Origin of the sequence: Pseudomonas sp. MCal1 (genome assembly GCF_026341415.1) — a bacterium.
Taxonomy (GTDB): Bacteria; Pseudomonadota; Gammaproteobacteria; order Pseudomonadales; family Pseudomonadaceae; genus Aquipseudomonas.
Genome location: NZ_JAKUMP010000007.1, coordinates 244,829 through 270,432, shown reverse-complemented (window position 1 = coordinate 270,432; position 25,604 = coordinate 244,829). Strand labels below are relative to the sequence as shown.

The 25,604-nt window shown below is 60.6% G+C and carries 25 protein-coding genes; 12 read left to right on the top strand and 13 right to left on the bottom strand.

Annotation, left to right across the window (positions count from 1 at the left end; translation table 11 throughout):
• The first annotated feature begins 236 nt into the window (after positions 1-236).
• Complete coding sequence (locus tag MKZ87_RS14110; RefSeq protein WP_007952500.1) at positions 237-674, top strand: YkgJ family cysteine cluster protein; 438 nt, start codon at positions 237-239, stop codon at positions 672-674.
• Positions 675-822: 148 nt separating this feature from the next.
• Here MKZ87_RS14110 and typA read toward each other — a convergent pair whose 3' ends face one another.
• On the bottom strand, positions 823-2,643 hold the full coding sequence (gene typA, locus MKZ87_RS14105) for a translational GTPase TypA (protein ID WP_085702700.1): 1,821 nt from the start codon (positions 2,641-2,643) through the stop codon (positions 823-825).
• 139 nt (positions 2,644-2,782) lie between these two features.
• The gene (thiI, locus tag MKZ87_RS14100; RefSeq protein WP_085684040.1) at positions 2,783-4,237 is read right to left on the bottom strand and encodes a tRNA uracil 4-sulfurtransferase ThiI; all 1,455 of its coding nucleotides are present in this window, start codon (positions 4,235-4,237) and stop codon (positions 2,783-2,785) included.
• A gap of 328 nt (positions 4,238-4,565) precedes the next feature.
• Here thiI and glnA point away from each other — a divergent pair, with 328 nt between their 5' ends.
• From glnA to ntrC, 5 genes are all read left to right on the top strand, one after another.
• On the top strand, positions 4,566-5,972 hold the full coding sequence (gene glnA / locus MKZ87_RS14095) for a glutamate--ammonia ligase (protein WP_085698068.1): 1,407 nt from the start codon (positions 4,566-4,568) through the stop codon (positions 5,970-5,972).
• A gap of 144 nt (positions 5,973-6,116) precedes the next feature.
• On the top strand, positions 6,117-6,626 hold the full coding sequence (locus MKZ87_RS14090) for a DUF4124 domain-containing protein (RefSeq protein WP_085698067.1): 510 nt from the start codon (positions 6,117-6,119) through the stop codon (positions 6,624-6,626).
• Positions 6,623-7,246, top strand: a complete 624-nt coding sequence (locus MKZ87_RS14085) for a DUF4124 domain-containing protein (protein ID WP_234206292.1) — start codon at positions 6,623-6,625, stop codon at positions 7,244-7,246. Before MKZ87_RS14090 ends, MKZ87_RS14085 begins: the two co-directional genes overlap by 4 nt.
• A 230-nt stretch (positions 7,247-7,476) precedes the next feature.
• The gene (gene glnL / locus MKZ87_RS14080; protein WP_007952516.1) at positions 7,477-8,562 is read left to right on the top strand and encodes a nitrogen regulation protein NR(II); all 1,086 of its coding nucleotides are present in this window, start codon (positions 7,477-7,479) and stop codon (positions 8,560-8,562) included.
• On the top strand, positions 8,559-9,995 hold the full coding sequence (gene ntrC / locus MKZ87_RS14075; RefSeq protein ID WP_007952518.1) for a nitrogen regulation protein NR(I): 1,437 nt from the start codon (positions 8,559-8,561) through the stop codon (positions 9,993-9,995). The genes glnL and ntrC overlap by 4 nt, the downstream gene beginning before the upstream one ends.
• 410 nt (positions 9,996-10,405) lie before the next feature.
• On the opposite strand, the gene MKZ87_RS14070 is transcribed toward ntrC, so the two are convergent.
• Positions 10,406-10,846 carry a hypothetical protein gene (locus tag MKZ87_RS14070; protein WP_266201149.1) on the bottom strand — a complete coding sequence of 147 codons (441 nt, stop codon included), beginning with the start codon at positions 10,844-10,846 and terminating at the stop codon, positions 10,406-10,408.
• Between MKZ87_RS14070 and MKZ87_RS14065 the strand changes: the two genes are divergently transcribed.
• Positions 10,845-11,300, top strand: a complete 456-nt coding sequence (locus MKZ87_RS14065) for a tRNA (cytidine(34)-2'-O)-methyltransferase (RefSeq protein WP_007952520.1) — start codon at positions 10,845-10,847, stop codon at positions 11,298-11,300. The two genes, MKZ87_RS14070 and MKZ87_RS14065, sit on opposite strands and share 2 nt — an antisense overlap.
• A gap of 183 nt (positions 11,301-11,483) precedes the next feature.
• Here the strand turns inward: MKZ87_RS14065 and secB are convergent, their stop codons facing one another.
• The 3 genes from secB to MKZ87_RS14050 form a co-directional block, all read right to left on the bottom strand.
• Positions 11,484-11,969, bottom strand: a complete 486-nt coding sequence (secB, locus tag MKZ87_RS14060; RefSeq protein WP_007909233.1) for a protein-export chaperone SecB — start codon at positions 11,967-11,969, stop codon at positions 11,484-11,486.
• A 63-nt stretch (positions 11,970-12,032) separates the two neighbouring features.
• Positions 12,033-12,287 carry a glutaredoxin 3 gene (gene grxC, locus MKZ87_RS14055; protein WP_039764687.1) on the bottom strand — a complete coding sequence of 85 codons (255 nt, stop codon included), beginning with the start codon at positions 12,285-12,287 and terminating at the stop codon, positions 12,033-12,035.
• Position 12,288: 1 nt separating this feature from the next.
• On the bottom strand, positions 12,289-12,702 hold the full coding sequence (locus tag MKZ87_RS14050; protein WP_085702705.1) for a rhodanese-like domain-containing protein: 414 nt from the start codon (positions 12,700-12,702) through the stop codon (positions 12,289-12,291).
• 152 nt (positions 12,703-12,854) lie between these two features.
• Between MKZ87_RS14050 and gpmI the strand changes: the two genes are divergently transcribed.
• The 5 genes from gpmI (at position 12,855) to MKZ87_RS14025 (ending at position 19,565) form a co-directional block, all read left to right on the top strand.
• Entirely contained in the window at positions 12,855-14,381 is a 1,527-nt protein-coding gene (gene gpmI, locus MKZ87_RS14045; RefSeq protein ID WP_085702706.1) for a 2,3-bisphosphoglycerate-independent phosphoglycerate mutase, read from the top strand.
• Between the two features lie 251 nt (positions 14,382-14,632).
• Positions 14,633-15,919 carry a murein hydrolase activator EnvC family protein gene (locus MKZ87_RS14040; RefSeq protein ID WP_085698061.1) on the top strand — a complete coding sequence of 429 codons (1,287 nt, stop codon included), beginning with the start codon at positions 14,633-14,635 and terminating at the stop codon, positions 15,917-15,919.
• 33 nt (positions 15,920-15,952) lie between these two features.
• Complete coding sequence (locus tag MKZ87_RS14035) at positions 15,953-17,272, top strand: S41 family peptidase (RefSeq protein ID WP_085698060.1); 1,320 nt, start codon at positions 15,953-15,955, stop codon at positions 17,270-17,272.
• A gap of 2 nt (positions 17,273-17,274) precedes the next feature.
• Complete coding sequence (locus tag MKZ87_RS14030) at positions 17,275-18,051, top strand: divergent polysaccharide deacetylase family protein (protein ID WP_085698059.1); 777 nt, start codon at positions 17,275-17,277, stop codon at positions 18,049-18,051.
• A gap of 107 nt (positions 18,052-18,158) precedes the next feature.
• Complete coding sequence (locus MKZ87_RS14025; RefSeq protein WP_266201145.1) at positions 18,159-19,565, top strand: Vps62-related protein; 1,407 nt, start codon at positions 18,159-18,161, stop codon at positions 19,563-19,565.
• On the opposite strand, the gene MKZ87_RS14020 is transcribed toward MKZ87_RS14025, so the two are convergent.
• The 7 genes from MKZ87_RS14020 to MKZ87_RS13990 all read right to left on the bottom strand — a co-directional run bounded on the left by MKZ87_RS14020 (position 19,546) and on the right by MKZ87_RS13990 (position 25,384).
• On the bottom strand, positions 19,546-20,301 hold the full coding sequence (locus MKZ87_RS14020; protein WP_266201143.1) for a substrate-binding periplasmic protein: 756 nt from the start codon (positions 20,299-20,301) through the stop codon (positions 19,546-19,548). The two genes, MKZ87_RS14025 and MKZ87_RS14020, sit on opposite strands and share 20 nt — an antisense overlap.
• A gap of 73 nt (positions 20,302-20,374) precedes the next feature.
• Positions 20,375-21,145: an imidazole glycerol phosphate synthase subunit HisF gene (hisF, locus tag MKZ87_RS14015; RefSeq protein WP_007897430.1), complete on the bottom strand. Its 771-nt coding sequence runs from the start codon at positions 21,143-21,145 to the stop codon at positions 20,375-20,377.
• 9 nt (positions 21,146-21,154) lie between these two features.
• Positions 21,155-21,892, bottom strand: a complete 738-nt coding sequence (gene hisA, locus MKZ87_RS14010) for a 1-(5-phosphoribosyl)-5-[(5-phosphoribosylamino)methylideneamino]imidazole-4-carboxamide isomerase (RefSeq protein WP_085698056.1) — start codon at positions 21,890-21,892, stop codon at positions 21,155-21,157.
• 42 nt (positions 21,893-21,934) lie between these two features.
• On the bottom strand, positions 21,935-22,195 hold the full coding sequence (locus MKZ87_RS14005; protein WP_056787227.1) for a DUF2164 domain-containing protein: 261 nt from the start codon (positions 22,193-22,195) through the stop codon (positions 21,935-21,937).
• The gene (hisH, locus tag MKZ87_RS14000; protein ID WP_085698054.1) at positions 22,196-22,834 is read right to left on the bottom strand and encodes an imidazole glycerol phosphate synthase subunit HisH; all 639 of its coding nucleotides are present in this window, start codon (positions 22,832-22,834) and stop codon (positions 22,196-22,198) included. It lies immediately after the preceding gene.
• Positions 22,834-23,427, bottom strand: a complete 594-nt coding sequence (gene hisB, locus MKZ87_RS13995) for an imidazoleglycerol-phosphate dehydratase HisB (protein WP_039764670.1) — start codon at positions 23,425-23,427, stop codon at positions 22,834-22,836. Before hisB ends, hisH begins: the two co-directional genes overlap by 1 nt.
• A gap of 292 nt (positions 23,428-23,719) precedes the next feature.
• Positions 23,720-25,384, bottom strand: coding sequence for an OFA family MFS transporter (locus MKZ87_RS13990; RefSeq protein WP_085611172.1), 1,665 nt, complete (start codon positions 25,382-25,384; stop codon positions 23,720-23,722).
• Positions 25,385-25,604 lie beyond the last annotated feature (220 nt).

The window sequence follows — 25,604 nt, the reverse complement described above, 5'->3', positions numbered from 1 at the left end:
GGAATTGTCAGAGCCTAGACGGTCTGACCGACGGTAGGGGCTCTGGTTCGGCAGTTTTTCGTGAGAGTGAGACTTCGTCCGGCAATACCTTGGGCAATGCCTTAATGAATGCAGGGGCCGTGCCGAATTGTTGGACGATACTTGCGCATGAAGAAAAAATCTGGCGAAAGGTTGTTCAAAAATCCACCAGTCCCGGTATGATCGCGCGCCCTGATGCACACGCTTGGTAAACACCGATGATGAAGCCCAACCTGATCGCCGCAGCCGAGATCGACCGTCTCGATACCTGGGCCAAATATTCGGCCCCGATGTGCGGCTCGTGCGTCTCCAGCTGCTGCACGCTGCCGGTCGAGGTCAAGATCAAGGATCTGGTGCGTATCGGTGTGGTCGACGAGTTCGAACTGGGCGACCCGCCGAAGAACATCGCCAAGCGTCTGCAAAAGGAAGGTCTGGTCGAGCGTTTCAACCAGAAGTCGGGGATCTTCACCCTCCAGCGCATGAGCAACAACGATTGCTACTACCTGGATCGCAAGAGCCGCCTGTGCACCATTTATGACAAGCGCCCGGACACCTGCCGCAACCACCCGAAAATCGGCCCGCGCCCGGGATATTGCGCTTACAAGCCAAAGGAAGTGGAGCGGGTGCAGAATTCGCGGTCGATCGAACGCTTCTGATCCTGCTTGATCGTTCCCACGCTCCGCGTGGGAATGCAGCCCGGGACGCTCCGCGTCCCAGACGCCGAACGCGATATTCAAATCCCGGACAAACAAAAACGCCCCCGGTCTCTCGACCGGGGGCGTTTTTTTCAAGCCTGGCTAAAGCTTATGCCTTGGCTTTCTTGGCAGCGCGGGTGCGCTCGCCTTCGTCCAGGATCTTCTTGCGAAGACGGATGGACTTCGGCGTCACTTCGCACAGCTCGTCATCCTGGATGAATTCCAGAGCCTGTTCCAGGGTGAAGCGGACAGGTGGAACCAGAGCGATGGTTTCGTCTTTACCCGAAGCACGCATGTTGTCGAGCTTCTTGCCCTTGGTAGGGTTGACGCCCAGGTCGTTGTCACGGCTGTTCAGACCCACGATCTGACCGTTGTAGATCTCCTGACCGTGTTCCACGAACAGCTTGCCACGAGCCTGCAGGGTTTCCAGGGAGTAGGTCAGTGCCTTGCCGGTTTCAACCGATACCAGAACACCGTTCTGACGGCCGGACATGTGACCGGACTTCATGGTGTCGTAACGATCGAAGATCGAGGTCAGGATGCCTGCGCCGTTGGTCAGGGTCAGGAACTGGTTACGGAAACCGATCAGACCGCGAGCCGGGATGTTGTACTCCAGGCGCACACGGCCCTTGCCATCCGGGGACATGTTGGTCAGGTCGCCCTTACGCAGACCCATTTCTTCCATGACCTTGCCCTGGGACTCTTCAGGGATGTCGATGGTCACGTTTTCGAACGGTTCCTGCTTCACGCCGCCCACTTCGCGGATGATCACTTCAGGACGGCCCACTGCCATCTCGAAGCCTTCGCGACGCATGGTTTCGATCAGTACCGACAGGTGCAGCTCACCACGACCCGATACCTTGAACTTGTCGGCGGAATCGCCTTCTTCAACTTTCAGGGCAACGTTGTACAGCAGCTCTTTGTCCAGACGTTCCTTGATGTTGCGGGAAGTCACGAACTTGCCTTCTTTACCGCAGAACGGCGAGTCGTTGACCTGGAAGGTCATGGAAACGGTCGGCTCGTCGACGGTCAGCGGCTTCATCGCTTCGACAGTGTTGATGTCGCACAGGGTGTCGGAGATGAACAGCTCGTCGAAACCGCTGATGCAGACGATGTCGCCGGCCTGGGCTTCTTCGACGTCAACGCGGTGCAGACCGTGGTGACCCATCAGCTTCAGGATACGACCGTTGCGGCGCTTGCCTTCGGTGTCGATGGCGACGACCGGAGTGTTCGGCTTGATGCGACCACGGGCGATACGGCCAACACCGATCACACCCAGGAAGCTGTTGTAGTCCAGTGCGGAGATCTGCATCTGGAACGGACCGTCACGGTCAACGGCCGGCGCTGGAACGTTGTCGATGATCGACTGGTACAGCGGGGTCATGTCTTCGGCCATGTCGGTGTGGTCCAGACCGGCGATGCCGTTCAGGGCCGAGGCGTAGACGACTTTGAAGTCCAGCTGTTCGTCGGTGGCACCCAGGTTGTCGAACAGGTCGAAGATCTGGTCCAGAACCCAGTCAGGACGCGCGCCCGGACGGTCGACCTTGTTGATCACGACGATCGGCTTCAGACCGGCTTCGAACGCCTTCTTGGTCACGAAACGGGTTTGCGGCATAGGGCCGTCCTGGGCGTCAACCAGCAGCAGCACGGAGTCGACCATCGACATTACGCGCTCTACTTCGCCGCCGAAGTCGGCGTGGCCCGGGGTGTCCACGATGTTGATGTGGTAGCCGTTCCAGTTGATGGCGGTGTTTTTCGCCAGAATGGTAATGCCGCGTTCTTTTTCCTGGTCGTTGGAGTCCATCACGCGCTCGTCGTTGAGCTCGTTGCGCTCCAGGGTGCCGGATTGACGCAGGAGTTTGTCTACCAGGGTGGTCTTACCGTGGTCAACGTGGGCAATGATGGCGATGTTACGTAGATTTTCGATCACTTGTGTATCTCGATCAGAGGATTCGGTTTGCTGACAAGTCCTGGCAGCGATTAGCAGTAGTGTCCGGCATGGCCGTTACAGCTTGACGGCAGTGTCGGGGGGCCGGTGACGCAGGCCACAGGCAAACAGCCCCGGGCACTTAGCTCGGTCGATAAACGCGCACATTGGCATGCCCCTCACTGAGCAAATGGTGGGCATGCAGGCGACTCATCACGCCTTTGTCGCAATACAGCAGGTACTGGCGAGTAGGGTCCAGTTCCTTGAAACGAGCGTTCACTGCGTAGAACGGCATCGTCTGTACCTCTATGCCGGCGAGTTCCAGCGGGTCATCCTCGGCGGCATCCGGGTGGCGGATGTCGATGACGATCTGACCGGCCAGCGCTTCGCTGACTTCTTCGATCTGCAAATCCTGGCCCAATTCGTCGATCACCCGATCGATCGGCACCAGTCTGGCGTTTGCGAGCGCACGCTCGAGCACCGCCATGTCGAATTCCTGCTCTTCGTGCTCGACCCGGCCACGCTTGGCGGCGGTCTTCGGGTTGACCGAGATGACGCCGCAGTATTCCGGCATGTGCCGGGCGAAATCACCGGTACCGATCTGGTCGGCCGTGTCGATGATGTCTTGCTTGTGGGCGACGATCAGCGGTCGCAGCACCAGTTTGTCGGTAACGCAATCGATGACCGACAGGTTCGGCAACGTCTGGCTCGACACCTGGGAAATCGCTTCGCCGGTGACCAGCGCATCAATGTGCAGGCGTTCGGCAATGCTCGACGCTGCGCGCAACATCATACGCTTCAATACGACGCCCATATGACTGTCGTCGACCTTGCCGAGAATTTCGCCCAGCACTTCTTCGAACGGGACACTGACAAATAGCACGCGTTGCGAGCTGCCGTACTTCTTCCAGATGAAATGCGCGACTTCCATCACGCCCAACTCGTGGGCACGACCGCCCAGATTGAAGAAGCAGAAGTGCGTCATCAGGCCGCGGCGCAGGATCTGGTAAGCAGCAACCGTCGAGTCAAAGCCGCCGGACATCAATACCAGCGTCTGTTCCAGCGCACCGAGCGGGTAGCCGCCGATGCCATTGTGCTGGCTGTGGATCACAAACAACCGTTTGTCGCGAACTTCGATACGGACTTCGATTTCCGGCGCTTTCAGGTCGATCCCCGCGGCACCGCATTCACGGCGCAGCTTGCTGCCGACGTATTTTTCGACGTCCATCGAGCTGAACGCATGCTTGCCCGCACGTTTGCAGCGCACCGAGAAAATCTTCCCGGCCAGTGCATCGCCGTAGTGCTGCTTGCACTTCTCGGTGATGTCGTCGAAGTCGCCCAGCGGGTACTCGTCGATCTGCAGAAAGTGCGCGATGCCCGGCATGCAGGTCAGGCGTTCGCCCATTTCCTTCAGGGCCTTGGGATCGGTGACGCGGGTTTCCAGCTCGAGATTGTCCCACACACCGTTCACCACCACCGCCGGGTCCAGGTCGCGGAGCACGGTGCGGATGTTCTTGGCCAGCTGGCGGATGAATTTCGTCCGGACAGGTCGGCTTTTGATGGTGATCTCGGGAAAGACTTTAACGATTAGTTTCATGAAAACAGCGCGCGCAGGGCCAGCCGAAAAAGGGGGGCGCGGATTATAGCGGAAATTGCTCAAGGTTTAACCAGTTAATGTGCAGAAGGTTTTGCGCGCACCAAAACGGGTCATTTTTAGATTTGAACGCTACATTAAAGGGCGAGATTTTCGCCATTAAGGCGCTTTCGACCTTCAGAAGCGTGAATTTGGGGCAAAAAACCCATGCTGGGGCACTGGCATGCAATTTGCTCCCTTGTGAGGCAGGTTGCCTTGGCAGAGTATTCGCGCCGGCATCACCAACATTTAAGGGCATCCACTACCCGCCCTAAGCCACCCGGAGGACACTATGTCGAAGTCGGTTCAACTCATCAAAGATCATGACGTCAAGTGGATTGATCTGCGCTTCACGGACACCAAAGGCACTCAGCACCACGTGACCATGCCGGCTCGCGATGCGCTGGAAGACGACTTCTTCGAAGCGGGCAAGATGTTCGACGGTTCCTCCATCGCTGGCTGGAAAGGCATCGAAGCCTCCGACATGATCCTGATGCCGGACGACGAAACCGCCGTTCTGGACCCGTTCACCGAAGAACCGACCCTGATCCTGGTCTGCGACATCATCGAGCCTTCGACCATGCAGGGCTACGACCGCGACCCACGTGCCATTGCCCGTCGCGCCGAGGAATACCTGAAGACCACCGGTATCGGTGACACCGTATTCGCCGGTCCCGAGCCTGAGTTCTTCATCTTCGACGAAGTGAAGTTCAAGTCCGACATCTCCGGCTCGATGTTCAAGATCTACTCCGAGCAAGGCTCGTGGATGTCCGACCAGGACGTGGAAGGCGGCAACAAGGGCCACCGTCCAGGCGTGAAAGGCGGCTACTTCCCGGTTCCGCCGTTCGACCACGACCACGAAATCCGTACCGCCATGTGCAACGCACTGGAAGAGATGGGTCAGACCGTTGAAGTTCACCACCACGAAGTGGCAACCGCCGGTCAAAACGAAATCGGTGTCAAGTTCAACACCCTGGTGAAGAAAGCTGACGAAGTTCAGACTCTGAAATACGTTGTACACAACGTGGCCGATGCCTACGGCCGCACTGCGACCTTCATGCCGAAGCCACTGTACGGTGACAACGGTTCGGGTATGCACGTGCACATGTCCATCGCCAAAGACGGCAAGAACACCTTCGCTGGCGAAGGCTATGCCGGCCTGTCCGAAACCGCCCTGTACTTCATCGGCGGCATCATCAAGCACGGTAAGGCCCTGAACGGCTTCACCAACCCGGCCACCAACTCCTACAAGCGTCTGGTGCCAGGCTTCGAAGCTCCGGTGATGCTGGCCTACTCGGCTCGCAACCGTTCCGCCTCGATCCGTATTCCTTACGTCAACAGCCCGCGTGGCCGTCGTATCGAAGCACGTTTCCCGGATCCGGCTGCCAACCCGTACCTGGCTTTCGCAGCACTGCTGATGGCCGGTCTGGACGGTATCCAGAACAAGATCCACCCAGGCGATGCTGCCGACAAGAACCTGTACGACCTGCCGCCTGAAGAGGCGAAAGAGATCCCGCAAGTTTGCGGCAGCCTGAAAGAAGCTCTGGAAGAGCTGGACAAGGGCCGTGCGTTCCTGACCAAGGGTGGCGTGTTCTCCGACGACTTCATCGATGCCTACATCGCGCTGAAATCCGAAGAAGAAATCAAGGTCCGCACCTTCGTACACCCACTGGAATATGAGCTGTACTACAGCTGCTGATCCGGTAGCGCCGCGCTACGCGGCGTGGCAAAAGAGAGGCCTCCTTCGGGAGGCCTTTTTTATTGGACGGATGTTTTCCATCCGAGCCTTCCCCGCTCCACTGTCCTATGCTGCAGCCCATCGTTTTCGTTTTCGGTCGATTTCATGGGTCGCACCCTTCTCTATATTTTGCTGCTGATCGCCCTGCCCGTCGCCGCGCAGATCTACAAGTACACCGACGCCGGCGGCAACACGGTGTACAGCGATCACGCGCCGGACGGCGTGCAGGCGCAGGCGGTGGAGTTGCCGCCGCTCAACAGCGTCCAGCCTCAGGCACCGAATGCGCCGTCTACCGATACGGTCAGTCGTGAGCCTGCGCGCAATGCCTACGAAGTGCTGGAGCTGACCGGCCTGCCCACCGAGGAAGCCCTGCGCGCCAACAACGGCACCTTCACGGTCAGTGTGCTGATCAAGCCGCGTCTGCAACCGCCGCATCAATTGCGCCTGCTTTTGGACGACGCGCCTTATGGCCAGCCGAGCAACGTGCCGATCCTGCAACTGGTGAACGTCGACCGGGGCGAGCATCGGCTGGCGGTGCAGGTCATCAATGGCGAGGCGATCATTCAGCAGAGTCCGGCGGTGGTGTTCACCGTGCAGCGGGTGCACAAGCCATGACGCGGGGATTGATTGCCTTGTTCCTGTCGTTGATCGCGCTCGGCGCATCGGCCGAGGTGTTCACTTACATCGACGCACAGGGCAATCGCGTCTACACCGATCAGCCGCGTGGCAACGCCAGGCGCGTGCCGCTGGCCACCAGCAATCGCATGGCCTCGAATCCGAGCAGCGCCGCCACGATCACGCCGTCGAAGAAATCTGCGGAACCACCGCTGTTCCACTACGACATGCTGCGCGTGCTGATCCCCGAGCCGGACGCGACCATTCGCAGCAGCGCCGGCGAACTGATCGTCAGCGTCACCAGCGAGCCGGGCCTGCAAAGAGGTCATCTGTATCGCTTGCTGCTGGATGGCAAAGCCGTCGGCGAACCAGGTCTGAGTCCGGTGTTCCCGCTGAGCAATATCGATCGCGGCAGCCACAATCTGTCGGTCGAGATCCTCGACGCTCAGGGCCGAACCGTGGAGAAAACCGCCAACCAGCCGTTCCACATGCAACGCATCTCTCTGGCCCAGAAGCGTCAGGTCAAACCGTGCGTCAGCGCCGACTATGGCGTGCGTCCGGAATGCCCGCTGAAAGACAAACCCGCCGAACCGAAAAACCCTTTCCTGCGTTTCTTCTGACGCCGTTCAGCTTTGCGCACTATATTGGTGCAATACACTGCACCGTACTCACATTCCAACCCATTTTGGTTCGAAAGTACCCGCCAGAGCGGTTTGACTGCCACGCAAACGAGCGTCAAACGCCCGTTTCAGGGGTTGAACGCTTCTTTTCGGAGCCTTGGTTTGGTTTTTGCATTTTCCTCGCATCAGCGCTGTATCCCTGCGCGCGCCATGCTCCAAAAGAGGTCCTCATGACCATCAGTGACGCACTGCATCGCTTGCTACTCGACAACCTGACCACCGCCACCATCCTGCTCGACAGCGAATTGCGCCTCGAGTACATGAACCCGGCGGCGGAGATGCTGCTGGCCATCAGCGGTCAGCGCAGCCATGGGCAGTTCATCAGCGAGCTGTTCACCGAGTCCACCGAGGCGCTCAACTCGTTGCGCCAGGCGGTGGAGCAGGCGCACCCGTTCACCAAGCGCGAAGCGATGCTCACCGCTCTCACCGGACAGACCCTGACCGTGGATTACGCGGTGACGCCGATCCTCAGCAACGGCGCGACCCTGCTCCTGCTGGAAGTGCATCCCCGTGACCGTCTGTTGCGGATCACCAAGGAAGAGGCGCAGTTGTCGAAGCAGGAAACCAGCAAGATGCTGGTGCGCGGCCTGGCTCACGAGATCAAGAATCCGCTGGGCGGTATCCGCGGTGCCGCGCAATTGCTGGCCCGGGAGCTGCCGGAAGACAGCCTGCGCGACTACACCAACGTGATCATCGAAGAGGCCGACCGCCTGCGTAATCTGGTCGACCGCATGCTCGGTTCCAACAAACTGCCGTCGCTGGCCCTGTGCAATGTCCACGAAGTGCTGGAGCGCGTCTGCCAACTGGTCGAGGCCGAAAGCCAGGGTTGCATCACGCTGGTGCGTGATTACGACCCGAGCATTCCCGACGTCCTGATCGACCGCGAACAAATGATTCAGGCGGTGCTGAACATCGTGCGCAATGCGATGCAGGCCATCAGCAGCCAGAACGAGCTGCGCCTGGGCCGCATCAGCCTGCGTACCCGCGCCATGCGCCAGTTCACCATCGGCCACGTCCGCCATCGTCTGGTGACCAAGATCGAGATCATCGACAACGGCCCGGGCATTCCGGCGGAACTCCAGGAAACCATCTTCTTTCCCATGGTCAGCGGCCGTCCGGACGGTACCGGGCTGGGCCTGGCCATCACCCAGAACATCATCAGCCAGCACCAGGGCCTGATCGAATGTGACAGCCATCCAGGCCACACCACGTTTTCGATCTTTCTGCCACTGGAACAAGGAGCCACATCGACATGAGCCGTAGTGAAACCGTGTGGATCGTCGATGACGACCGTTCTATCCGTTGGGTTCTGGAAAAAGCCCTGCAACAGGAAGGCATGACCACCCAGAGCTTCGACAGTGCCGATGGCGTGATGAGCCGCCTCGCGCGCCAGCAGCCGGACGTGATCATCTCCGATATCCGCATGCCCGGCGCCAGCGGCCTGGACCTGCTGGCGCGGATCCGCGAGCAGCACCCGCGGCTGCCGGTGATCATCATGACCGCTCACTCCGATCTGGACAGCGCTGTCGCCTCCTATCAGGGCGGCGCGTTCGAGTACCTGCCCAAGCCGTTCGACGTTGACGAAGCGGTGTCGCTGGTCAAGCGCGCCAACCAGCACGCCCAGGAGCAACAGGGCCTGGAAGTCGCTCCGACCCTGACCCGCACCCCGGAAATCATCGGCGAAGCGCCGGCGATGCAGGAAGTGTTCCGCGCCATCGGGCGCCTGAGCCATTCCAACATCACCGTGCTGATCAACGGCGAATCCGGCACCGGTAAAGAACTGGTGGCTCACGCCCTGCACCGCCACAGCCCGCGCGCGGCCTCGCCGTTCATCGCGCTGAACATGGCGGCGATTCCGAAAGACCTGATGGAATCCGAGCTGTTCGGCCACGAGAAAGGCGCGTTCACCGGCGCGGCCAACCTGCGTCGCGGCCGCTTCGAACAAGCCGACGGCGGCACGCTGTTCCTCGATGAAATCGGCGACATGCCGGCGGACACCCAGACCCGACTGCTGCGGGTGCTGGCCGATGGTGAGTTCTATCGCGTTGGCGGGCACGTGCCGGTCAAGGTTGATGTGCGGATCATCGCCGCGACTCACCAGAATCTGGAAACCCTGGTTCACGCCGGGAAATTCCGTGAGGACTTGTTCCACCGCCTCAACGTGATCCGCATCCACATCCCGCGCCTGTCGGATCGCCGCGAAGACATCCCGACCCTGGCCAAGCACTTCCTCAGCCGCGCCGCGCAAGAACTGGCGGTCGAGCCGAAGCTGCTGAAAAGCGAGACCGAGGAATACCTGAAAAACCTGCCATGGCCGGGCAACGTGCGTCAGCTGGAAAACACCTGCCGCTGGATCACCGTGATGGCGTCCGGGCGCGAAGTGCACATCAGCGACCTGCCGCCGGAACTGCTGAGCCTGCCGCAAGACTCGGCGCCGGTGACCAACTGGGAACAGGCGCTGCGCCAGTGGGCCGATCAGGCCCTGGCTCGCGGTCAGTCGAGCCTGCTCGACAGCGCGGTGCCGGCGTTCGAGCGGATCATGATCGAGACCGCACTCAAGCACACCGCCGGGCGTCGTCGTGACGCTGCGGTGCTGCTGGGCTGGGGCCGCAACACCTTGACCCGCAAGATCAAGGAGCTCGGCATGAAGGTCGATGGCGGGGATGACGATGAGGGTGATGAAGGCTGAGATTGAGCGCCAGCCTGCACCGCCGCAAGGCACCGTGACCCGTAATCGGGCACGGCCAATGGCTCAGGCTTGCACTGAAAACCGCTGAAAATCCCATCCTGTGAAAAGACGAAGGCCCCGTATTACGGGGCCTTCGTCATTGTGTCGGGCTTTTTTGTTTCAAAACGAGAAAACCTGGCACGCCCCCTGCAATAACTCCATCAGGTGATTCGATTCACCCACCCTTTCGGGGGCCTTGGTACAGGCAGGCCGGGGATTCCCCTCTTTACACCGGACTCATCGAGTCCACCCTTTTGGGGCCCTTGATACAGGCAGGTCAGGGGTTCCTTCTTTACACCGGCTCAGAACGCGATGCGATGAGCCCGCCCGTTTCGGGAACCTTGGTACAGGCAGGCCGGGGATTCCCTCTTTTATTGCTCCCGGAGATGGATCTCCAGCCGCCAGCGGTCATCGACCGCCTGGCCGGCCCAGTCGCCCTGCAGCGGCCGCGCCGCCACCAGCGTCAGCAACAATCCCCCGTCACTCAAGCGTGTCCGCCAGTTCACGTCCTTGCCGTTGAACTTGAGCTGTCCTTTCTGCACCCTGCCTTCGGCCTCGAACAGCAACGCAATGCTGCCATCGACGATCTCGCCGTGCAGCTTCGGCTCGTTGTTGAACCAGACCGCCAGCCCCCCATCGATCACCTCGACCTGCTGTAAAACGGTCGGGTCAGGCGTGGTCAAACGGCCGATCATCATCCCGACCATCACACCGACAATCGCCAGCGAAGCCATCACCCGCGGGAATAGTTTCGAACGCGGATCCGCTTGCGGCGTAGAATGCGCGTCATCTTTACCTTCGGAGCCGTGCATGTTTCACGTCATCCTTTTTCAACCGGAAATTCCACCGAACACCGGCAACGTTATCAGGCTGTGCGCCAACAGCGGCTGCCACCTGCATTTGATCGAACCGCTGGGCTTCGAGATGGACGACAAGCGCCTGCGTCGTGCCGGTCTCGACTACCACGAGTACGCCACGCTGCAACGCCACGCCGACCTGGCCAGCTGCCTGGAAAGCCTCGGTCATCCACGGCTGTTCGCCTTCACCACGAAGGGCTCGCGGCCGTTTCACGATGCCGCGTTCGTCCCGGGCGATGCGTTCATCTTCGGACCGGAAAGCCGCGGCCTGCCGCCGGAGGTGCTCGACGCCCTGCCGGGCGAACAGCGCCTGCGCCTGCCGATGCGCGAAGGCTGCCGCAGCCTGAACCTGTCCAACACCGTGGCAGTGGCCGTGTACGAAGCGTGGCGTCAGAACGACTTCAAGTAACACGCCAGTCCTGGATCGTTCCCACGCTCCGCGTGGGAATGCAGCCCGTGACGCTCCGCGTCACTGGACGCGGAGCGTCCCCAGAGGCATTCCCACGCAGAGCATGGGAACGATCAACGCGAGAACGATCGCCCAAGAAAAAAGCGCCTGTAACGGCGCTTTTTTCGTTGTTGCATCCACCGCTTACTGAACGGTCGGAGTCTCGCCGGACTCCTGCATGCGCTGCAGCTCTTGCGCGTACAGGGCGTCGAAGTTCACCGGGGCCAGCATCAGGGCCGGGAACGAACCACGGGTCACCAGGCTGTCCAGGGTTTCGCGAGCGTACGGGAACAGGATGTTCGGGCAGAACGCACCCAGAGTGTGGCTCATCGAAGCCGCGTCCAGGTTCTTGATCAGGAAGATACCGGCCTGTTGCACTTCAGCGATGAAGGCGACTTCTTCACCGTTTTTCACGGTGACGGACAGGGTCAGCACGACTTCGTAGAAATCACCTTCCAGGGCTTTCTGGCGGGTGTTCAGATCCAGAGCGACCGCCGGATCCCACTGCTGGCGGAAGATCGCCGGGCTTTTCGGGGCTTCGAAGGACAGGTCGCGTACGTAGATGCGCTGCAAGGAGAATTGCGGTGCGGTTTCTTCTTCGCTGGCTGCAGTGTTCTGTTGGTCAGTCATCTCAGATCCTTTCTGATCTCGGGTCTTTTAGGGTTCTTGGTGTTCGGTAGAGCGTGCAGCAGGTCAGGCCTTGAGCAGCGCGTCGAGCTTGCCGGCGCGCTCCAGGGCGTACAAATCGTCACATCCGCCGACGTGGGTGTCGCCGATCCAGATCTGCGGCACGGACGTGCGTCCGGCCTTCTGGGCCATGGCGGCGCGCACCTGCGGCTTGCCATCGACCTTGATCTCTTCGAAGGCCACGCCTTTGTTCGCGAGCAGGTACTTGGCGCGCGAGCAGTAAGGGCAGTAATCGCTGGAGTAGACGATGACGTTGCTCATGTCACTTCACCAACGGCAGGTTGTCGCCTTTCCAGCTGGAAATCCCGCCGGACAGCTTGGCGGCGGTGAAGCCGGCCTTCATCAGCTCGCGGGCGTGGGTGCCGGCGGTCTGGCCCAGGGCGTCGACCAGGATGATGGTCTTGGCCTTGTGTTTTTCCAGCTCGCCGATACGGGCAGCCAGTTTGTCCTGGGGAATGTTCACCGCGCCAACGATGTGACCGGCGGCGTATTCCTTGCTCGGACGGATGTCCACGACCACGCCGGCTTCCTTGTTGACCAGTGCGGTCAGCTCGCCCGTGCTCAGGCTTTTACCGCCGCCCTGCACCGTATGCGCCAGCAGCAAAGCCAGCAGTACGACGAAGATACCGACAAGAATGTAGTGGTTAGTGGCAAATTCAATCAGGTGAGCAACCATCGAAGGAGGTTCCAGGGCGTTAAAATGTCGGCCAGTATACACAGCCACTATGGTCGGCCAAACCCCGTCCGGCGGTGACGCCGCCGGAACTTCGCTTTAAACTCCAACTCCCTTTTCCATCGCCCTCTTCTTATTAGCCACGAGTGGATTCCATGACTACCACGCCTAAACCTTTGGTCCTGATGATTCTCGACGGCTTCGGTCACAGCGACAGCCACGAATCCAACGCCGTCTATGCGGCCAAAAAGCCTGTACTGGATCGCCTGTGGGCCACCGTGCCGAACGGCTTGATCTCGGGCAGCGGCATGGACGTCGGTCTGCCGGACGGCCAGATGGGCAACTCCGAAGTCGGCCACATGAACCTCGGCGCCGGTCGCGTGGTGTATCAGGACTTCACGCGCGTGACCAAAGCGATCCGCGATGGCGAGTTCTTCGAGAACCCGACCATCTGCGCCGCCGTGGACAAGGCCGTGGCCGCCGGCAAGGCCGTACATTTCATGGGTCTGTTGTCGGACGGCGGTGTTCACAGCCACCAGGATCACCTGATCGCCATGGCCGAACTGGCCTTCAAGCGCGGCGCCGAGAAAATCTACCTGCACGCCTTCCTCGACGGCCGTGACACGCCGCCGAAAAGCGCCGCCTCGTCGATCGAACTGCTCGACGCGACCTTCCAGGCGCTCGGCAAGGGCCGCATCGCCAGCCTGATCGGCCGCTACTACGCCATGGATCGCGACAACCGTTGGGATCGCGTGTCTCAGGCCTACAACCTGATCGTTGATGGCAAAGCCGAATTCAGCGCCGCCACCGCCCAGGAAGGTCTGGAAGCCGCTTACGCCCGTGGCGAGAGCGACGAGTTCGTCAAAGCCACCAGCATCGGTGAGCCGGTAAAAGTCGAAGACGGCGACGCCGTGGTGTTCATGAACTTCCGTGCCGACCGTGCCCGCGAGCTGAGCCGTGTGTTTGTCGAAGACGACTTCAAGGAGTTCGAGCGCGCACGCCAGCCAAAAGTGCAGTACGTCGGCCTGACCCAATACGCCGCCAGCATCCCGGCCCCCGCCGCCTTTGCCCCGGGCAGCCTGGAAAACGTGCTCGGCGACTACCTGGCGAAAAACGGCAAGACCCAGCTGCGCATCGCCGAAACCGAGAAATACGCCCACGTGACCTTCTTTTTCTCCGGCGGTCGTGAAGAGCCGTTCCCCGGCGAAGAGCGCATTCTGATCCCGTCGCCGAAAGTCGCCACCTATGACTTGCAGCCGGAAATGAGCGCGCCCGAAGTCACCGACCGCATCGTCGAAGCCATCGAGAATCAGCGCTACGACGTGATCGTGGTCAACTACGCCAACGGCGACATGGTCGGCCATAGCGGCGTGTTCGAAGCCGCGGTGAAAGCCGTGGAGTGCCTGGACACCTGCGTCGGTCGTATCGTCGAAGCCCTGGAAAAAGTCGGCGGCGAAGCGCTGATCACCGCCGACCACGGCAACGTCGAACAGATGGCCGACGAATCCACCGGTCAGGCGCACACCGCGCACACCACCGAGCCGGTGCCGTTCATCTATGTCGGCAAGCGTGATCTGAAAGTCCGCGAAGGCGGCGTGCTGGCGGACGTGGCGCCGACCATGCTGAAACTGCTGGGCCTGGAAAAACCGGCGGAAATGACTGGCACTTCGATTCTGGTGTAATCGCCCGTCAAAACACTGAAAAACCCTGTGGGAGCTGGCTTGCCAGCGATAGCAATCTGACAGCCGACAATTATGTTGAATGTTCAGACGCCATCGCGGGCAAGCCAGCTCCCACATTGGTTTTTGGGGTTTTCAAAGAGGATTTCACTCTGTCCGGCACCCCGGTTATCACACAGTCCCAATTGGGCGTTTTTTTTGCCGCGTCGGGCGGGCATACTAGGCCGTCCCTTACCCTGGTGCCGCCCGCCTCTATGCTTCGCGTCCTGATCGCCCTCGCTCTGACATGCCTGCTCCAACCGGCCTTCGCGGATGAGCGCGCGCAAACCCAACAGCAACTGGACGCCACGCGCCAGGACATCGCCGAGCTGAAAAAACTGCTGGGCAAGCTCCAGGAAGAAAAATCCGGCGTGCAAAAGGAGCTCAAGGGCACTGAAACCGAGATGGGCAAGCTCGAGAAACAGGTCGAAGCCCTGCAGAAAGAGCTGAAAAAGAGCGAATCCGAGCTGCAGCGGCTCGATGCGGAGAAAAAAAAACTCCAGAGCGCGCGCACTGAACAGCAGCGACTGATCGCCATCCAGGCCCGCGCCGCCTACCAGAATGGTCGCCAGGAATACCTCAAGCTGCTGCTCAACCAGCAGAACCCCGAGAAATTCGCCCGCACCCTCACCTATTACGACTACCTGAGCCAGGCTCGCCTGGAGCAGCTGAAAAGCTTCAACGAAACCCTGCGCCAACTGGCCAATGTCGAAAAGGACATCGGCTTGCAGCAGGCGCAATTGCTGGCGCAGCAAAGCGATCTCGACACTCAGCGCGAAGCGCTCGACAAAGTCCGCAAGGAGCGCCAGCAGGCCCTCGCCAAACTCAATGAAGACGTGAAAGCCCGGGACCAGAAACTGGCCGCCCGCGAGCAGGATCAGGCAGACCTGTCTAAAGTCCTTAAAACCATTGAAGAAACCCTGGCCCGCCAGGCCCGTGAGGCAGAAGAAGCGCGGCAGAAAGCGCTCATCGCCCAGCAGGAAGCCGAAAAAAAGCGCTTGCGTGAGGCCGAGGCGGAAAACACCGACGCCCCACGCAAACCGGTCAGATCGACTCCCGGCGCCCTGGTGTCCAGCGGCGGCGAGACCTTCGGTGGCCCTTTTGCGTCTAGTCGGGGAAAACTTCCATGGCCCGTTGATGGTCGACTGCTGGCACGCTTCGGCGAAACCCGTGGCGACGATGCCCGCACCAAGTGGGACGGCGTGATGATCAGCGCCTCCGCCGGCAGCCAGGTGCATGCCGTACACGGCGGGCGCGTGGTGTTTGCCGACTGGTTGCGCGGCGCCGGGCTGCTGGTGATCCTCGACCACGGCAACGGTTTTCTGAGTCTTTACGGTCACAACCAGACGCTACTGAAGTCGGCGGGTGACGTGGTTAAGGCCGGCGAGTCCATCTCCACTGTGGGTAACAGTGGCGGCCAGGACACTCCGGCGCTGTATTTCGCAATTCGTCAGCAGGGTCACCCGAGTGATCCGGCGCAATGGTGCCGCGCGCAAGGATAAGCGCGGGCAACCTAAATTAGGAGTTCGTTCGACATGCTGCATTTGTCCCGCCTTACCTCGCTGGCCCTGACGATCGCCCTGGTGATCGGCGCGCCTCTGGCGTTTGCCGCTCAACCGGCCCCGGCTGTCGCTCCGGCAGGCACTGCCGCGACCTCCAAGGCGCCATTGCCGCTGGAAGAGTTGCGCACCTTTGCCGAGGTCATGGACCGAATCAAGGCCGCCTATGTCGAACCGGTGGACGACAAGACCCTGCTGGAAAACGCGATCAAGGGCATGCTCAGCAACCTTGATCCGCACTCCGCCTACCTTGGTCCCGAGGATTTCGCCGAGTTGCAGGAAAGCACCAGCGGTGAATTCGGCGGCCTGGGCATCGAAGTCGGCGCCGAAGACGGCTTCATCAAGGTCGTGTCGCCAATCGACGACACGCCGGCGTCGAAGGCCGGCATCCAGGCCGGCGACTTCATCGTCAAGATCAACGGCGCGCCGACCCGTGGCCAGACCATGACCGAAGCCGTGGACAAGATGCGCGGCAAGATCGGCCAGAAGATCACCCTGACCCTGGTTCGCGACGGCGGCACGCCGTTCGACGTGACCCTTGCTCGCGCCGTGATTCAGGTGAAGAGCGTCAAGGCGCAACTGCTGGAATCGGGTTATGGCCTGATCCGCATCACCCAGTTCCAGGTCAAGACCGGCGAAGAGGTCTCCAAGGCCCTGGCCAAACTGCGCAAGGACAACGGCAAGAAGCTCAACGGCATCATCCTCGACCTGCGCAACAACCCGGGCGGCGTGTTGCAGGCAGCGGTGGAAGTGGTCGACCACTTCATCACCAAAGGCCTGATCGTCTACACCAAGGGCCGGATCGCCAACTCCGAACTGCGCTTCTCCGCCACCGGCAAGGACGAAAGCGAAGCGGTGCCAATGGTTGTGCTGATCAACGGTGGCAGCGCCTCGGCCTCGGAAATCGTCGCCGGCGCCCTGCAGGATCAGAAACGCGCCGTGGTCATGGGCACCACCAGTTTCGGCAAGGGCTCGGTGCAGACCGTGCTGCCGCTGAACAACGACCGCGCGCTGAAGATCACCACTGCGCTGTACTTCACGCCGAACGGTCGCTCGATTCAGGCCCAGGGCATCGTCCCGGACATCGAGGTACGCAAGGCCAAGATCACCAACGAGGCAGACGGCGACTACTTCAAGGAAGCCGACCTGCAAGGTCACCTGGGCAACGGCAACGGCGGCGCGGACCGTCCAACCGGTTCGGGCGGCAAGGCCAAGGCGATGCCGCAGGATGACGATTACCAGTTGGCCCAGGCCCTGAGCCTGCTCAAAGGCCTGAGCATCACGTCCGGCCGTTGAGGATGTCCTTGCGTTTTCTCTTCGTCCTGCTGTGCTGTCTGGCGGGTGCTGCTCATGCAGAACCTGCCAGACCAACACCTCAAAAAGCCTACCTGACACTGATCATCGACGACCTGGGGCAGAACCTGCCCCGGGATCGCCGCGTGCTGGCCCTCCCCGGGCCGGTGACCACGGCGATCATGCCCGACACCCCGCACGCCACCGAATTCGCCCGCGAAGCCCATCGCGCCGGCAAGATCGTGATCCTGCACATGCCGATGGACCCGGCCACCGGTCCGTTCGCCTGGCATCCCGAACTGCCGATCGAAGAGCTGGAAAAACGGCTGAACGCCGCGTTCAAAATGGTCCCGTACACCGCAGGTATCAACAACCACATGGGCAGCCGCATGACCGCTCAACCAGTGGCGATGGCGTGGCTGATGGGCGAGTTGCAGCGCCGCCACAAATTCTTCGTCGACAGTCGCACCAGCGCGCAGACCGTCGCAGCGCAACAGGCGCAGAAGATCGATCTGGCGAGCGTTTCGCGGGATGTGTTTCTCGATGATGAGCGCACCGAAGCGGCGATCCTGACCCAATTGCAGACCGCAATCAGCCTGGCGCACAAACAGGGTTCGGCAGTGATGATCGGCCATCCCTATCCGCAGACCCTGGCCGTGCTGGAGCGCGAGCTGCCGAAATTGAAAGCTCAAGGCATCGAGTGGATCGACATCAAGCAGATGATCAGCGTGCGCAGCAATCGGGCCACCGCCGCTCATGGGAAAGACGGCGTTTATCGGTAACAAGCTGTCACGAAGCGATAGATAGATACCGCAGCCAGCCCCCTCGCTACCCGGATATTGAGACCCGTCGCGGCCACACCGAGCCGTTTCTTTATTCGGGATCAATCATGAACACCCAAACCAATCTTCATTTGCCTGTTCGGCAGATGGAACCCATAGCGGTTGAAAACCTGCTGATCAATTTCACCACCGAGTTCCACCGGATCTGGGACAACACCGGCTCGAAGTCAAAACCCGGCAGTTTCTGGCGTCCGACACCGGCTCCCGACCTGCTACCCGGTTATTTTCCGTTGGGTGATCTCGTTGTCGCCGGACGAGACAACATCAACGATAAGAAGGTGATGGCTGTCGTCCGCGAGGGGGATCTGCAAAATACCGAGCCGGGCAAAGGTCCTGCACTGAGCAGGCCGGATGATTACCAACTCGTCTGGAACGATATCGGCTCGAACGCCAACGGCGACTGCTCTGTCTGGCGGCCGATCCCTCCGCAAGGTTACGTGGCTCTCGGGCTGGTGTGCTCCAACGACCGCAGCAAGCCTTCCTTCAATGCCGTTCGTTGTGTGCGCACCGACCTGGTGATCGCCGCCAGTACCGGCGACCTGATCTGGAGCGACAAGGGCAGCGGAGCCGACCGCGATTTCAGCGCCTGGAGCGTCAAGCCTCCCGCAGCGCCCGCAGGGGAAATCTACTTTGCTCCGGGCACGTTCATTGGCGAAAACGGCTACGGCAAGCCTGCGTCGCCAATCATCGCCTATGCCTTGCGGATGCAGATTCCCCTTCAGGTCGAGTCACCACCAGCCGCCCCCGTACTCACCGGGCACGATGCCTCTGCCGCCCTTACACCAGCGAAGATCACACGAGTGGTGCAGTTGCCGTGGTTCGCGGTAAACGACTCACTCATGGCAAACCTTGAACAACTGCGCACCTCACCGTTTTACAGCCTGGAGAGAACAGATCGCTATTTGCTTGTCGGCCAGGGGCAAAACAGTACAGACATGAACCGAGCGCTCAAATCGAAGGCCGGCCGTACCCAGTCCTGGGAGACGTTGCGCAAGTTCTGCCGTAACACAGGTATTGAAATCGGCGATCAATGGTCACCAAGCAGGTCTTTACCTGAGCCTGTCATCATCTGCTCGGCCAAATTGCACAACAGCTTCTTCAACGCCGAGTCAGAACCTTTCGAATGGGTGAACTCTTCGGACGCAGAGGTCATCGCACTCGTTGCAAAAAACCGGTTCGCGGCGGTTTACGTCTTGCAGAGCGACTATCGACTGTTGCGCGAAGACGGCTCACAAGTGGAAGGTCATTTCAGCTTTACCGACATGGACAGCCTGCATATGACGGATTGCCCGGTCGAGCCTGAACTCGAACGCGTGAAGGAACCGCTCGAAGAACCCGCGGAACCGACCGTCACTGAACCGGCAAAAGAGCCTGAAGAGCCGCCGGTGGCGGAGGTCGCAGTTAAACCGCAACCACCGGCTGAACCCGCAGCGGTTACAGATATCGCCCCATGATCTCGTCGACCACGCCATCCTTGCGCATCTGATCCAGCGCAGCTTGCAACTTGGCAACGGTTGCATCCGGTACGTCCTTGTTCAGCGCCAGATACAGTTCGGCACTGTTGAAGCGAAGCACGGTTTTCAGCCCGATCACGCCATCCTGCCGCGCCAGATAACGGCCGGCAGGATCGCCGGTGGCCCACAGGTCGATCTGGCCGCTGACAAGTTTTTTGGCATTGTCCTGATCGCGCAGCACCACCACCGGCTTCAGACCCTGTTTGGTCAACGTCTCGGCGATGGCATCGCCCTTGTAGGCGCCGATCTTGTATTTGCGCGCGTCATTGAGGGTTTCGAGGGTGATCTTGCTGTCGGCCTTGGCCAGCATGACCCAGTCGTCCGGGCCGATCGGGCCGACCCACTTGAAGAGTTTTTCGCGATCCGGCAGGCGCGCCATGACGAACGCACCGTAACCGGGATTCTCCAGCGCCAGTTTGTAAACCCGCTCCCAGGGGAAGCGCAGGGTCAGGCTGTAAGTGATGCCGGCACGCTTGAACATCTCGCGCACGATGTCCGTGGCGATGCCGTTGATGTTTTCATCCTGGGCGAAATTCTTGCCGTTCTTCGCCATGTTGTACGGCGGGAAGTTTTCGGTAAGAAGCACCAGATCGGTGTCGGGACTTTCTTCGGCGTGGCCGGTGTTGATCAACAACACGGAGACACTGGCGAGAGCGAGAAACAGGCGTTTGATCATGTCGGGCTACCGAAATCCATGGCGTGCCCAAGAGTGCCTTGGGTACGCCATGCTGTCCACTGGCCTGTATCGTTTAACGCATTACGATGCCGCGGTGAGCCATATAAGCCTTGGCTTCCTGAACGGTGTATTCGCCGAAGTGGAAAATACTTGCCGCCAGTACTGCGCTGGCGTGGCCTTCAAGAATGCCGTCAGCCAGATGCTGCAGGTTGCCGACGCCGCCGGACGCGATCACCGGAATACCCAGCGCATCGCTGATGGCGCGGGTCACGCCGAGGTCGAAGCCGTTTTTCATGCCGTCCTGATCCATGCTGGTCAGGAGGATTTCACCGGCACCCAGGCCTTCCATTTTCTTCGCCCACTCGACCGCGTCGAGGCCGGTCGGTTTGCGGCCACCGTGGGTGAAGATCTCCCAGCGCGGGGTTTCGCCCGGGCCCGAAACCTTCTTCGCGTCAATGGCAACGACGATGCATTGCGAGCCGAAATGCTGCGCCGCTTCGCCGACAAATTCCGGGTTGAACACGGCAGCGGTGTTGATCGAGACCTTGTCCGCACCAGCGTTGAGCAGGTTGCGGATGTCCTGCACGGTACGCACGCCACCGCCGACGGTCAGCGGAATGAACACCTGGCTGGCCATACGCTCGACGGTGTGCAGTGTTGTGTCACGGCCATCGACGCTGGCGGTGATGTCGAGAAAGGTAATCTCGTCGGCACCCTGCTCGTCGTAGCGACGGGCGATTTCCACCGGATCGCCGGCGTCACGGATGTTCTCGAATTTCACACCTTTGACGACCCGACCGTTATCCACGTCCAGGCAAGGGATGATGCGTTTGGCCAGCGCCATGGTCAGTCCTCAGCCTTGGTACGAGTCGCAGAAAGCTTGCGCTTGGGCGACGTCGAGAGTGCCTTCGTAGATCGCCCGGCCGGTGATGGCGCCGATGATGCCCGGCGCCCTGGCGTCGAGCAGCGACTTGATGTCACCCAGGTTGTGAATGCCGCCGGAAGCGATCACCGGGATCCTGGTGGCAGCCGCCAGTGCAGCGGTGAACGGAACGTTGCAGCCCTGCATCATGCCGTCTTTGGCGATGTCGGTATAAACGATCGAGGACACGCCGTCGGCTTCGAACTGCTTGGCCAGGTCGATGACCTGCACGGTGCTGATTTCAGCCCAGCCATCGGTGGCGACAAACCCGTCCTTGGCGTCCAGACCAACGATGATCTTGCCCGGGAACGCGCGGCAGGCTTCAGCGACGAACGCCGGATCCTTCACCGCTTTGGTGCCGATGATCACGTAGCTGACGCCCGCCTTGACGTAGTGCTCGATGGTTTCCAGCGAACGGATGCCGCCGCCGATCTGGATCGGCAGGGTCGGGTAGCGCTTGGCGATTGCGGTGACGACTTCGCCGTTGACCGGCTGCCCTTCGAAAGCGCCGTTCAGGTCGACCAGATGCAGACGGCGGCAACCGCCCTCCACCCACTTGGCAGCCATGCTCACCGGATCATCGGAGAACACTGTGGAATCTTCCATGCGGCCCTGGCGCAGACGTACGCAGGCACCGTCTTTGAGATCGATAGCGGGAATAATCAGCATCTGGCAAACCTTCAAATTTGAATGTTCAGCTTGGCTCGGAAATCAGTTTTTCTCGAGCGCCCACAGGTCGCTTTCAATGCTTTCAAACCGCTCCTTGAGGTGGGTCTGCACATCGAAAATCGCCCTGTTGTAATAGTGCGGAGCAATTTCGCGGGTAAACAGCTCAAGAATTTCCGCAGCCTCGAACGAACCCAGGTCCAGTTCGAAACGATCCTCCATGAACCGCTGAATCTTGCGGTTGGCCTCACTCTCCTGCTCAGGCGTGAGGGTCAGGATCGGCGGCCTGGATTTCTTGACGGCCATTTACCAGCGACCGTCCCACGCGGCGAAGTTCTGCAGCAATTGCAGGCCATGGGTATGGCTCTTCTCCGGGTGGAACTGCACGGCGAAACGCGAACCTTCGGCCAGCGCCGCAGCGAAATCGACACCGTAATGACCGCTGCCGACCACCTGCCGCGGGTTACCGGCGGCGATGTAGTAGCTGTGCACGAAGTAGAAGCGCGCCAGGTTCGGAATGTTGTGCCACAGCGGGTGATCCACCGCCTGCTTCACTTCGTTCCAGCCCATGTGCGGGACTTTCAGGTGTTCGCCGTCTTCATGCAGGTCTTTGCCGAAGAACTTCACCGCGCCCGGGAACAGGCCGATGCAGTCGACGCCGTCGTTCTCTTCGCTGCTGTCGAGCAAGGCTTGCATGCCGACGCAAATGCCGAGGAAGGGACGATCCTGGCTGACTTCACGCACCAGCGAGTCGAAACCGAGGCGACGGATCTCCGCCATGCAATCGCGAATCGCGCCGACGCCGGGGAAAACCACCCGGTCGGCTTCGCGGATAACTGCCGCGTCGCTGGTGATCAGCACCTTGCCGGCACCGACGTGCTCGAGGGCCTTGGCCACCGAGTGCAGGTTGCCCATGCCGTAATCGATAACTGCAACGGTCTGCATTACAGGACGCCTTTGGTCGAAGGCATCTGGCCGGCCATGCGCTCGTCCAGCTCGACGGCCATGCGCAGCGCGCGGCCGAAAGCCTTGAACACGGTTTCGATCTGGTGGTGGGTGTTGGTGCCGCGCAGGTTGTCGATGTGCAGGCTGACCAACGCGTGGTTGACGAAGCCCTGGAAGAATTCCTGGAACAGGTCGACGTCGAAGCCGCCGACGGTGGCGCGGGTGTACGGCACGTGCATCTGCAGGCCCGGGCGGCCAGAGAAGTCGATCACCACGCGCGACAGCGCTTCATCGAGCGGCACGTAGGCGTGGCCGTAGCGACGGATGCCTTTCTTGTCGCCAATGGCTTGCGCGAAGGCCTGGCCGAGGGTGATACCGACGTCTTCCACCGTGTGGTGGTCGTCGATATGCAGATCGCCCTTGCATTGGATATCCAGGTCGATCAACCCGTGACGGGCGATCTGGTCCAGCATGTGCTCAAGAAAAGGAACACCGATATCGAATCGGGCCTTTCCGGTGCCATCAAGGTTGATCGAGGCTTTGATCTGGGTTTCCAGAGTGTCGCGCTCGACAGACGCCTTACGTTCGGCCATCACCAGCTCCGCAAAATCATTGGGCGAAAAAGGCAGCCATTATAGGGGCGCGGGGCCGAAACAGAAACACGAGAGGTGCAATGACTGACGGATAGAACCCCCGGCCGTCGCGGGTAGACATGTCCATACAAGCCATTACAGGCAGCCTGAAAACAAATGTGGGAGCGAGCTTGCTCGCGAAATCGGTGGGTCAGCCGACAACGATGTCGACTGATCTACCCTCTTCGCGAGCAAGCTCGCTCCCACAGGTGTTGGTGCCGGCCTGAGATATCAGGCCGGCAATTTCAGCGTCTTAGTGGAACAGAACCGCCGTCTTCTGCAGGGTCACCCACACACCCCACGCCAACGGAATCCCCACCACCAGCCACGCAGCGATCGCCAGTGGCTTGCTGCCCGGCGCGGCTTTCCACTCCAGCACGGTGCTGGCGTCAGCACCCTTGTCGTGGCCCAGCGCCTGCTCGGCAGCCAGTTCGGCGTCGGTCATGAAGTACTTGTCGGCCACCGGGCGCACCAGCAGGTTGCACAGGAAGCCCAGCACCAGCAGGCCGGCGAGGATGTACAGGGTGATGTCGTAAGCGGCGGCGCGTTCAACGCCGATGCTCAGCTGATACTCACGCAGGTAGTTCACCAGCACCGGACCCAGCACGCCGGCGGCGGCCCAGGCAGTCAGCAGACGACCATGGATCGCACCGACCATTTGCGTACCGAACAGGTCGGCCAGATACGCCGGCACGGTCGCAAAACCACCGCCGTACATCGACAGAATGATGCAGAACGCCGCCACGAACAGCGCAACGTTGCCCAGGTGACCGAGATTCGGGATCAGCGCGTACAGCGCAAAACCCAGTGCGAAGAACACGAAGTAAGTGTTCTTGCGGCCCAGGTAGTCCGAGAACGACGCCCAGAAGAAGCGACCGCCGATGTTGAACAGGCTCAGCAGACCGGTGAAACCGGCTGCAATGGCAGCGATGGAAGCCAGTTGACCGGCGTCCAGTTGACCGAACGGCAGGTCGTTGCCCAGCAGCTTGCCGCCGAACACTTCCTGCAACAGCGGCGAAGCCATGCCGAGGATGCCGATACCGGCGGACACGTTCAGGCACAGCACCAGCCACACCAGACGGAATTGCGGGGTCTTCCAGGCCACGTTCACGTGAACGTGACGGTGGGTGATCATCGCGTTCGATGCTTTTTTCGCCGGCGCGGTCCAGCCTTCAGGCTTCCAGCCGGTTGGCGGAACGCGGTAGGCCAACGCGCCACCGATCATGAACACGAAGTAGATCGCAGCCATGGCCACGAAGCTCTGCCATACGCCCACGCCAGTCGGCGAAGCGAAGTGGCTCATCAATGCGGTTGCCAGTGGAGCACCAACCATCGCGCCGCCACCGAAACCCATGATCGCCATGCCGGTCGCCATGCCGCGCTTGTCCGGGAACCACTTGATCAGGGTCGAGACCGGTGAGATGTAGCCCAGGCCCAGACCGATACCGCCGATCACGCCGGAGCCGATCCACATCAGCCAGATCTGGTGGGTATAGATCCCCAGCGCAGAAATCAGCAGACCGCCGCACCAGCACAGAGCCGATACAACGCCAGCCTTGCGCGGGCCTGCGTGTTCGAGCCAGCCACCCCAGATCGCTGCCGAGCAGCCGAGGAAGATGAAGAACAGGGTGTAGATCCAGCCGAGCATGGAGATCGGCCAGTCGCATTGCGACGAGAAGACTTGTGCAATGAAGCTCATGTCCGGTGCGCAAGCCACCGGAGCGGTCACGCCCAGCGCCTTGGACAGCGGCAACCAGAACACCGAGAAGCCGTAGGCCATGCCGATGCACAGGTGAATGGCCAGAGCGGCCGGCGGAACCAGCCAACGGTTGAAACCGGGCTTGGCGATGATGCGTTCCTTGGACAGGAACCCGGGCTGATCGGCTTTGAAGCCGTCCGCCGTAATGGTCGTGCTCATTATGTATCCCCCAATTATTAGTATGGTTCGCCAGCCACTGCTCACCCCCGGCCTTTATGCACGCAGGCATGACCGTTTTTTTGCGGGTGAAGCTCCTTGAAAGCGCGACGTTAAGTCGCAGATGGGCGGACGAACGGGCGAAGGTTACCATTTGCACGTGACAGAAAAACCAAACTGACATCACCTTTTTTGGGTCATCTGATCTCCTGACGCCGGGGAA

Bases quoted from the DNA above. Each gene is read 5' to 3' on its own strand.
- MKZ87_RS14110 (WP_007952500.1), top strand. From the start codon at position 237: ATGATGAAGCCCAACCTGATCGCCGCAGCCGAGATCGACCGTCTCGAT.
- thiI (WP_085684040.1), bottom strand. From the start codon at position 4,237: ATGAAACTAATCGTTAAAGTCTTTCCCGAGATCACCATCAAAAGCCGA.
- glnA (WP_085698068.1), top strand. From the start codon at position 4,566: ATGTCGAAGTCGGTTCAACTCATCAAAGATCATGACGTCAAGTGGATT.
- MKZ87_RS14090 (WP_085698067.1), top strand. From the start codon at position 6,117: ATGGGTCGCACCCTTCTCTATATTTTGCTGCTGATCGCCCTGCCCGTC.
- MKZ87_RS14085 (WP_234206292.1), top strand. From the start codon at position 6,623: ATGACGCGGGGATTGATTGCCTTGTTCCTGTCGTTGATCGCGCTCGGC.
- glnL (WP_007952516.1), top strand. From the start codon at position 7,477: ATGACCATCAGTGACGCACTGCATCGCTTGCTACTCGACAACCTGACC.
- ntrC (WP_007952518.1), top strand. From the start codon at position 8,559: ATGAGCCGTAGTGAAACCGTGTGGATCGTCGATGACGACCGTTCTATC.
- MKZ87_RS14065 (WP_007952520.1), top strand. From the start codon at position 10,845: ATGTTTCACGTCATCCTTTTTCAACCGGAAATTCCACCGAACACCGGC.
- MKZ87_RS14070 (WP_266201149.1), bottom strand. From the start codon at position 10,846: ATGCACGGCTCCGAAGGTAAAGATGACGCGCATTCTACGCCGCAAGCG.
- secB (WP_007909233.1), bottom strand. From the start codon at position 11,969: ATGACTGACCAACAGAACACTGCAGCCAGCGAAGAAGAAACCGCACCG.
- grxC (WP_039764687.1), bottom strand. From the start codon at position 12,287: ATGAGCAACGTCATCGTCTACTCCAGCGATTACTGCCCTTACTGCTCG.
- MKZ87_RS14050 (WP_085702705.1), bottom strand. From the start codon at position 12,702: ATGGTTGCTCACCTGATTGAATTTGCCACTAACCACTACATTCTTGTC.
- gpmI (WP_085702706.1), top strand. From the start codon at position 12,855: ATGACTACCACGCCTAAACCTTTGGTCCTGATGATTCTCGACGGCTTC.
- MKZ87_RS14040 (WP_085698061.1), top strand. From the start codon at position 14,633: ATGCTTCGCGTCCTGATCGCCCTCGCTCTGACATGCCTGCTCCAACCG.
- MKZ87_RS14035 (WP_085698060.1), top strand. From the start codon at position 15,953: ATGCTGCATTTGTCCCGCCTTACCTCGCTGGCCCTGACGATCGCCCTG.
- MKZ87_RS14030 (WP_085698059.1), top strand. From the start codon at position 17,275: ATGTCCTTGCGTTTTCTCTTCGTCCTGCTGTGCTGTCTGGCGGGTGCT.
- MKZ87_RS14025 (WP_266201145.1), top strand. From the start codon at position 18,159: ATGAACACCCAAACCAATCTTCATTTGCCTGTTCGGCAGATGGAACCC.
- MKZ87_RS14020 (WP_266201143.1), bottom strand. From the start codon at position 20,301: ATGATCAAACGCCTGTTTCTCGCTCTCGCCAGTGTCTCCGTGTTGTTG.
- hisF (WP_007897430.1), bottom strand. From the start codon at position 21,145: ATGGCGCTGGCCAAACGCATCATCCCTTGCCTGGACGTGGATAACGGT.
- hisA (WP_085698056.1), bottom strand. From the start codon at position 21,892: ATGCTGATTATTCCCGCTATCGATCTCAAAGACGGTGCCTGCGTACGT.
- MKZ87_RS14005 (WP_056787227.1), bottom strand. From the start codon at position 22,195: ATGGCCGTCAAGAAATCCAGGCCGCCGATCCTGACCCTCACGCCTGAG.
- hisH (WP_085698054.1), bottom strand. From the start codon at position 22,834: ATGCAGACCGTTGCAGTTATCGATTACGGCATGGGCAACCTGCACTCG.
- hisB (WP_039764670.1), bottom strand. From the start codon at position 23,427: ATGGCCGAACGTAAGGCGTCTGTCGAGCGCGACACTCTGGAAACCCAG.
- MKZ87_RS13990 (WP_085611172.1), bottom strand. From the start codon at position 25,384: ATGAGCACGACCATTACGGCGGACGGCTTCAAAGCCGATCAGCCCGGG.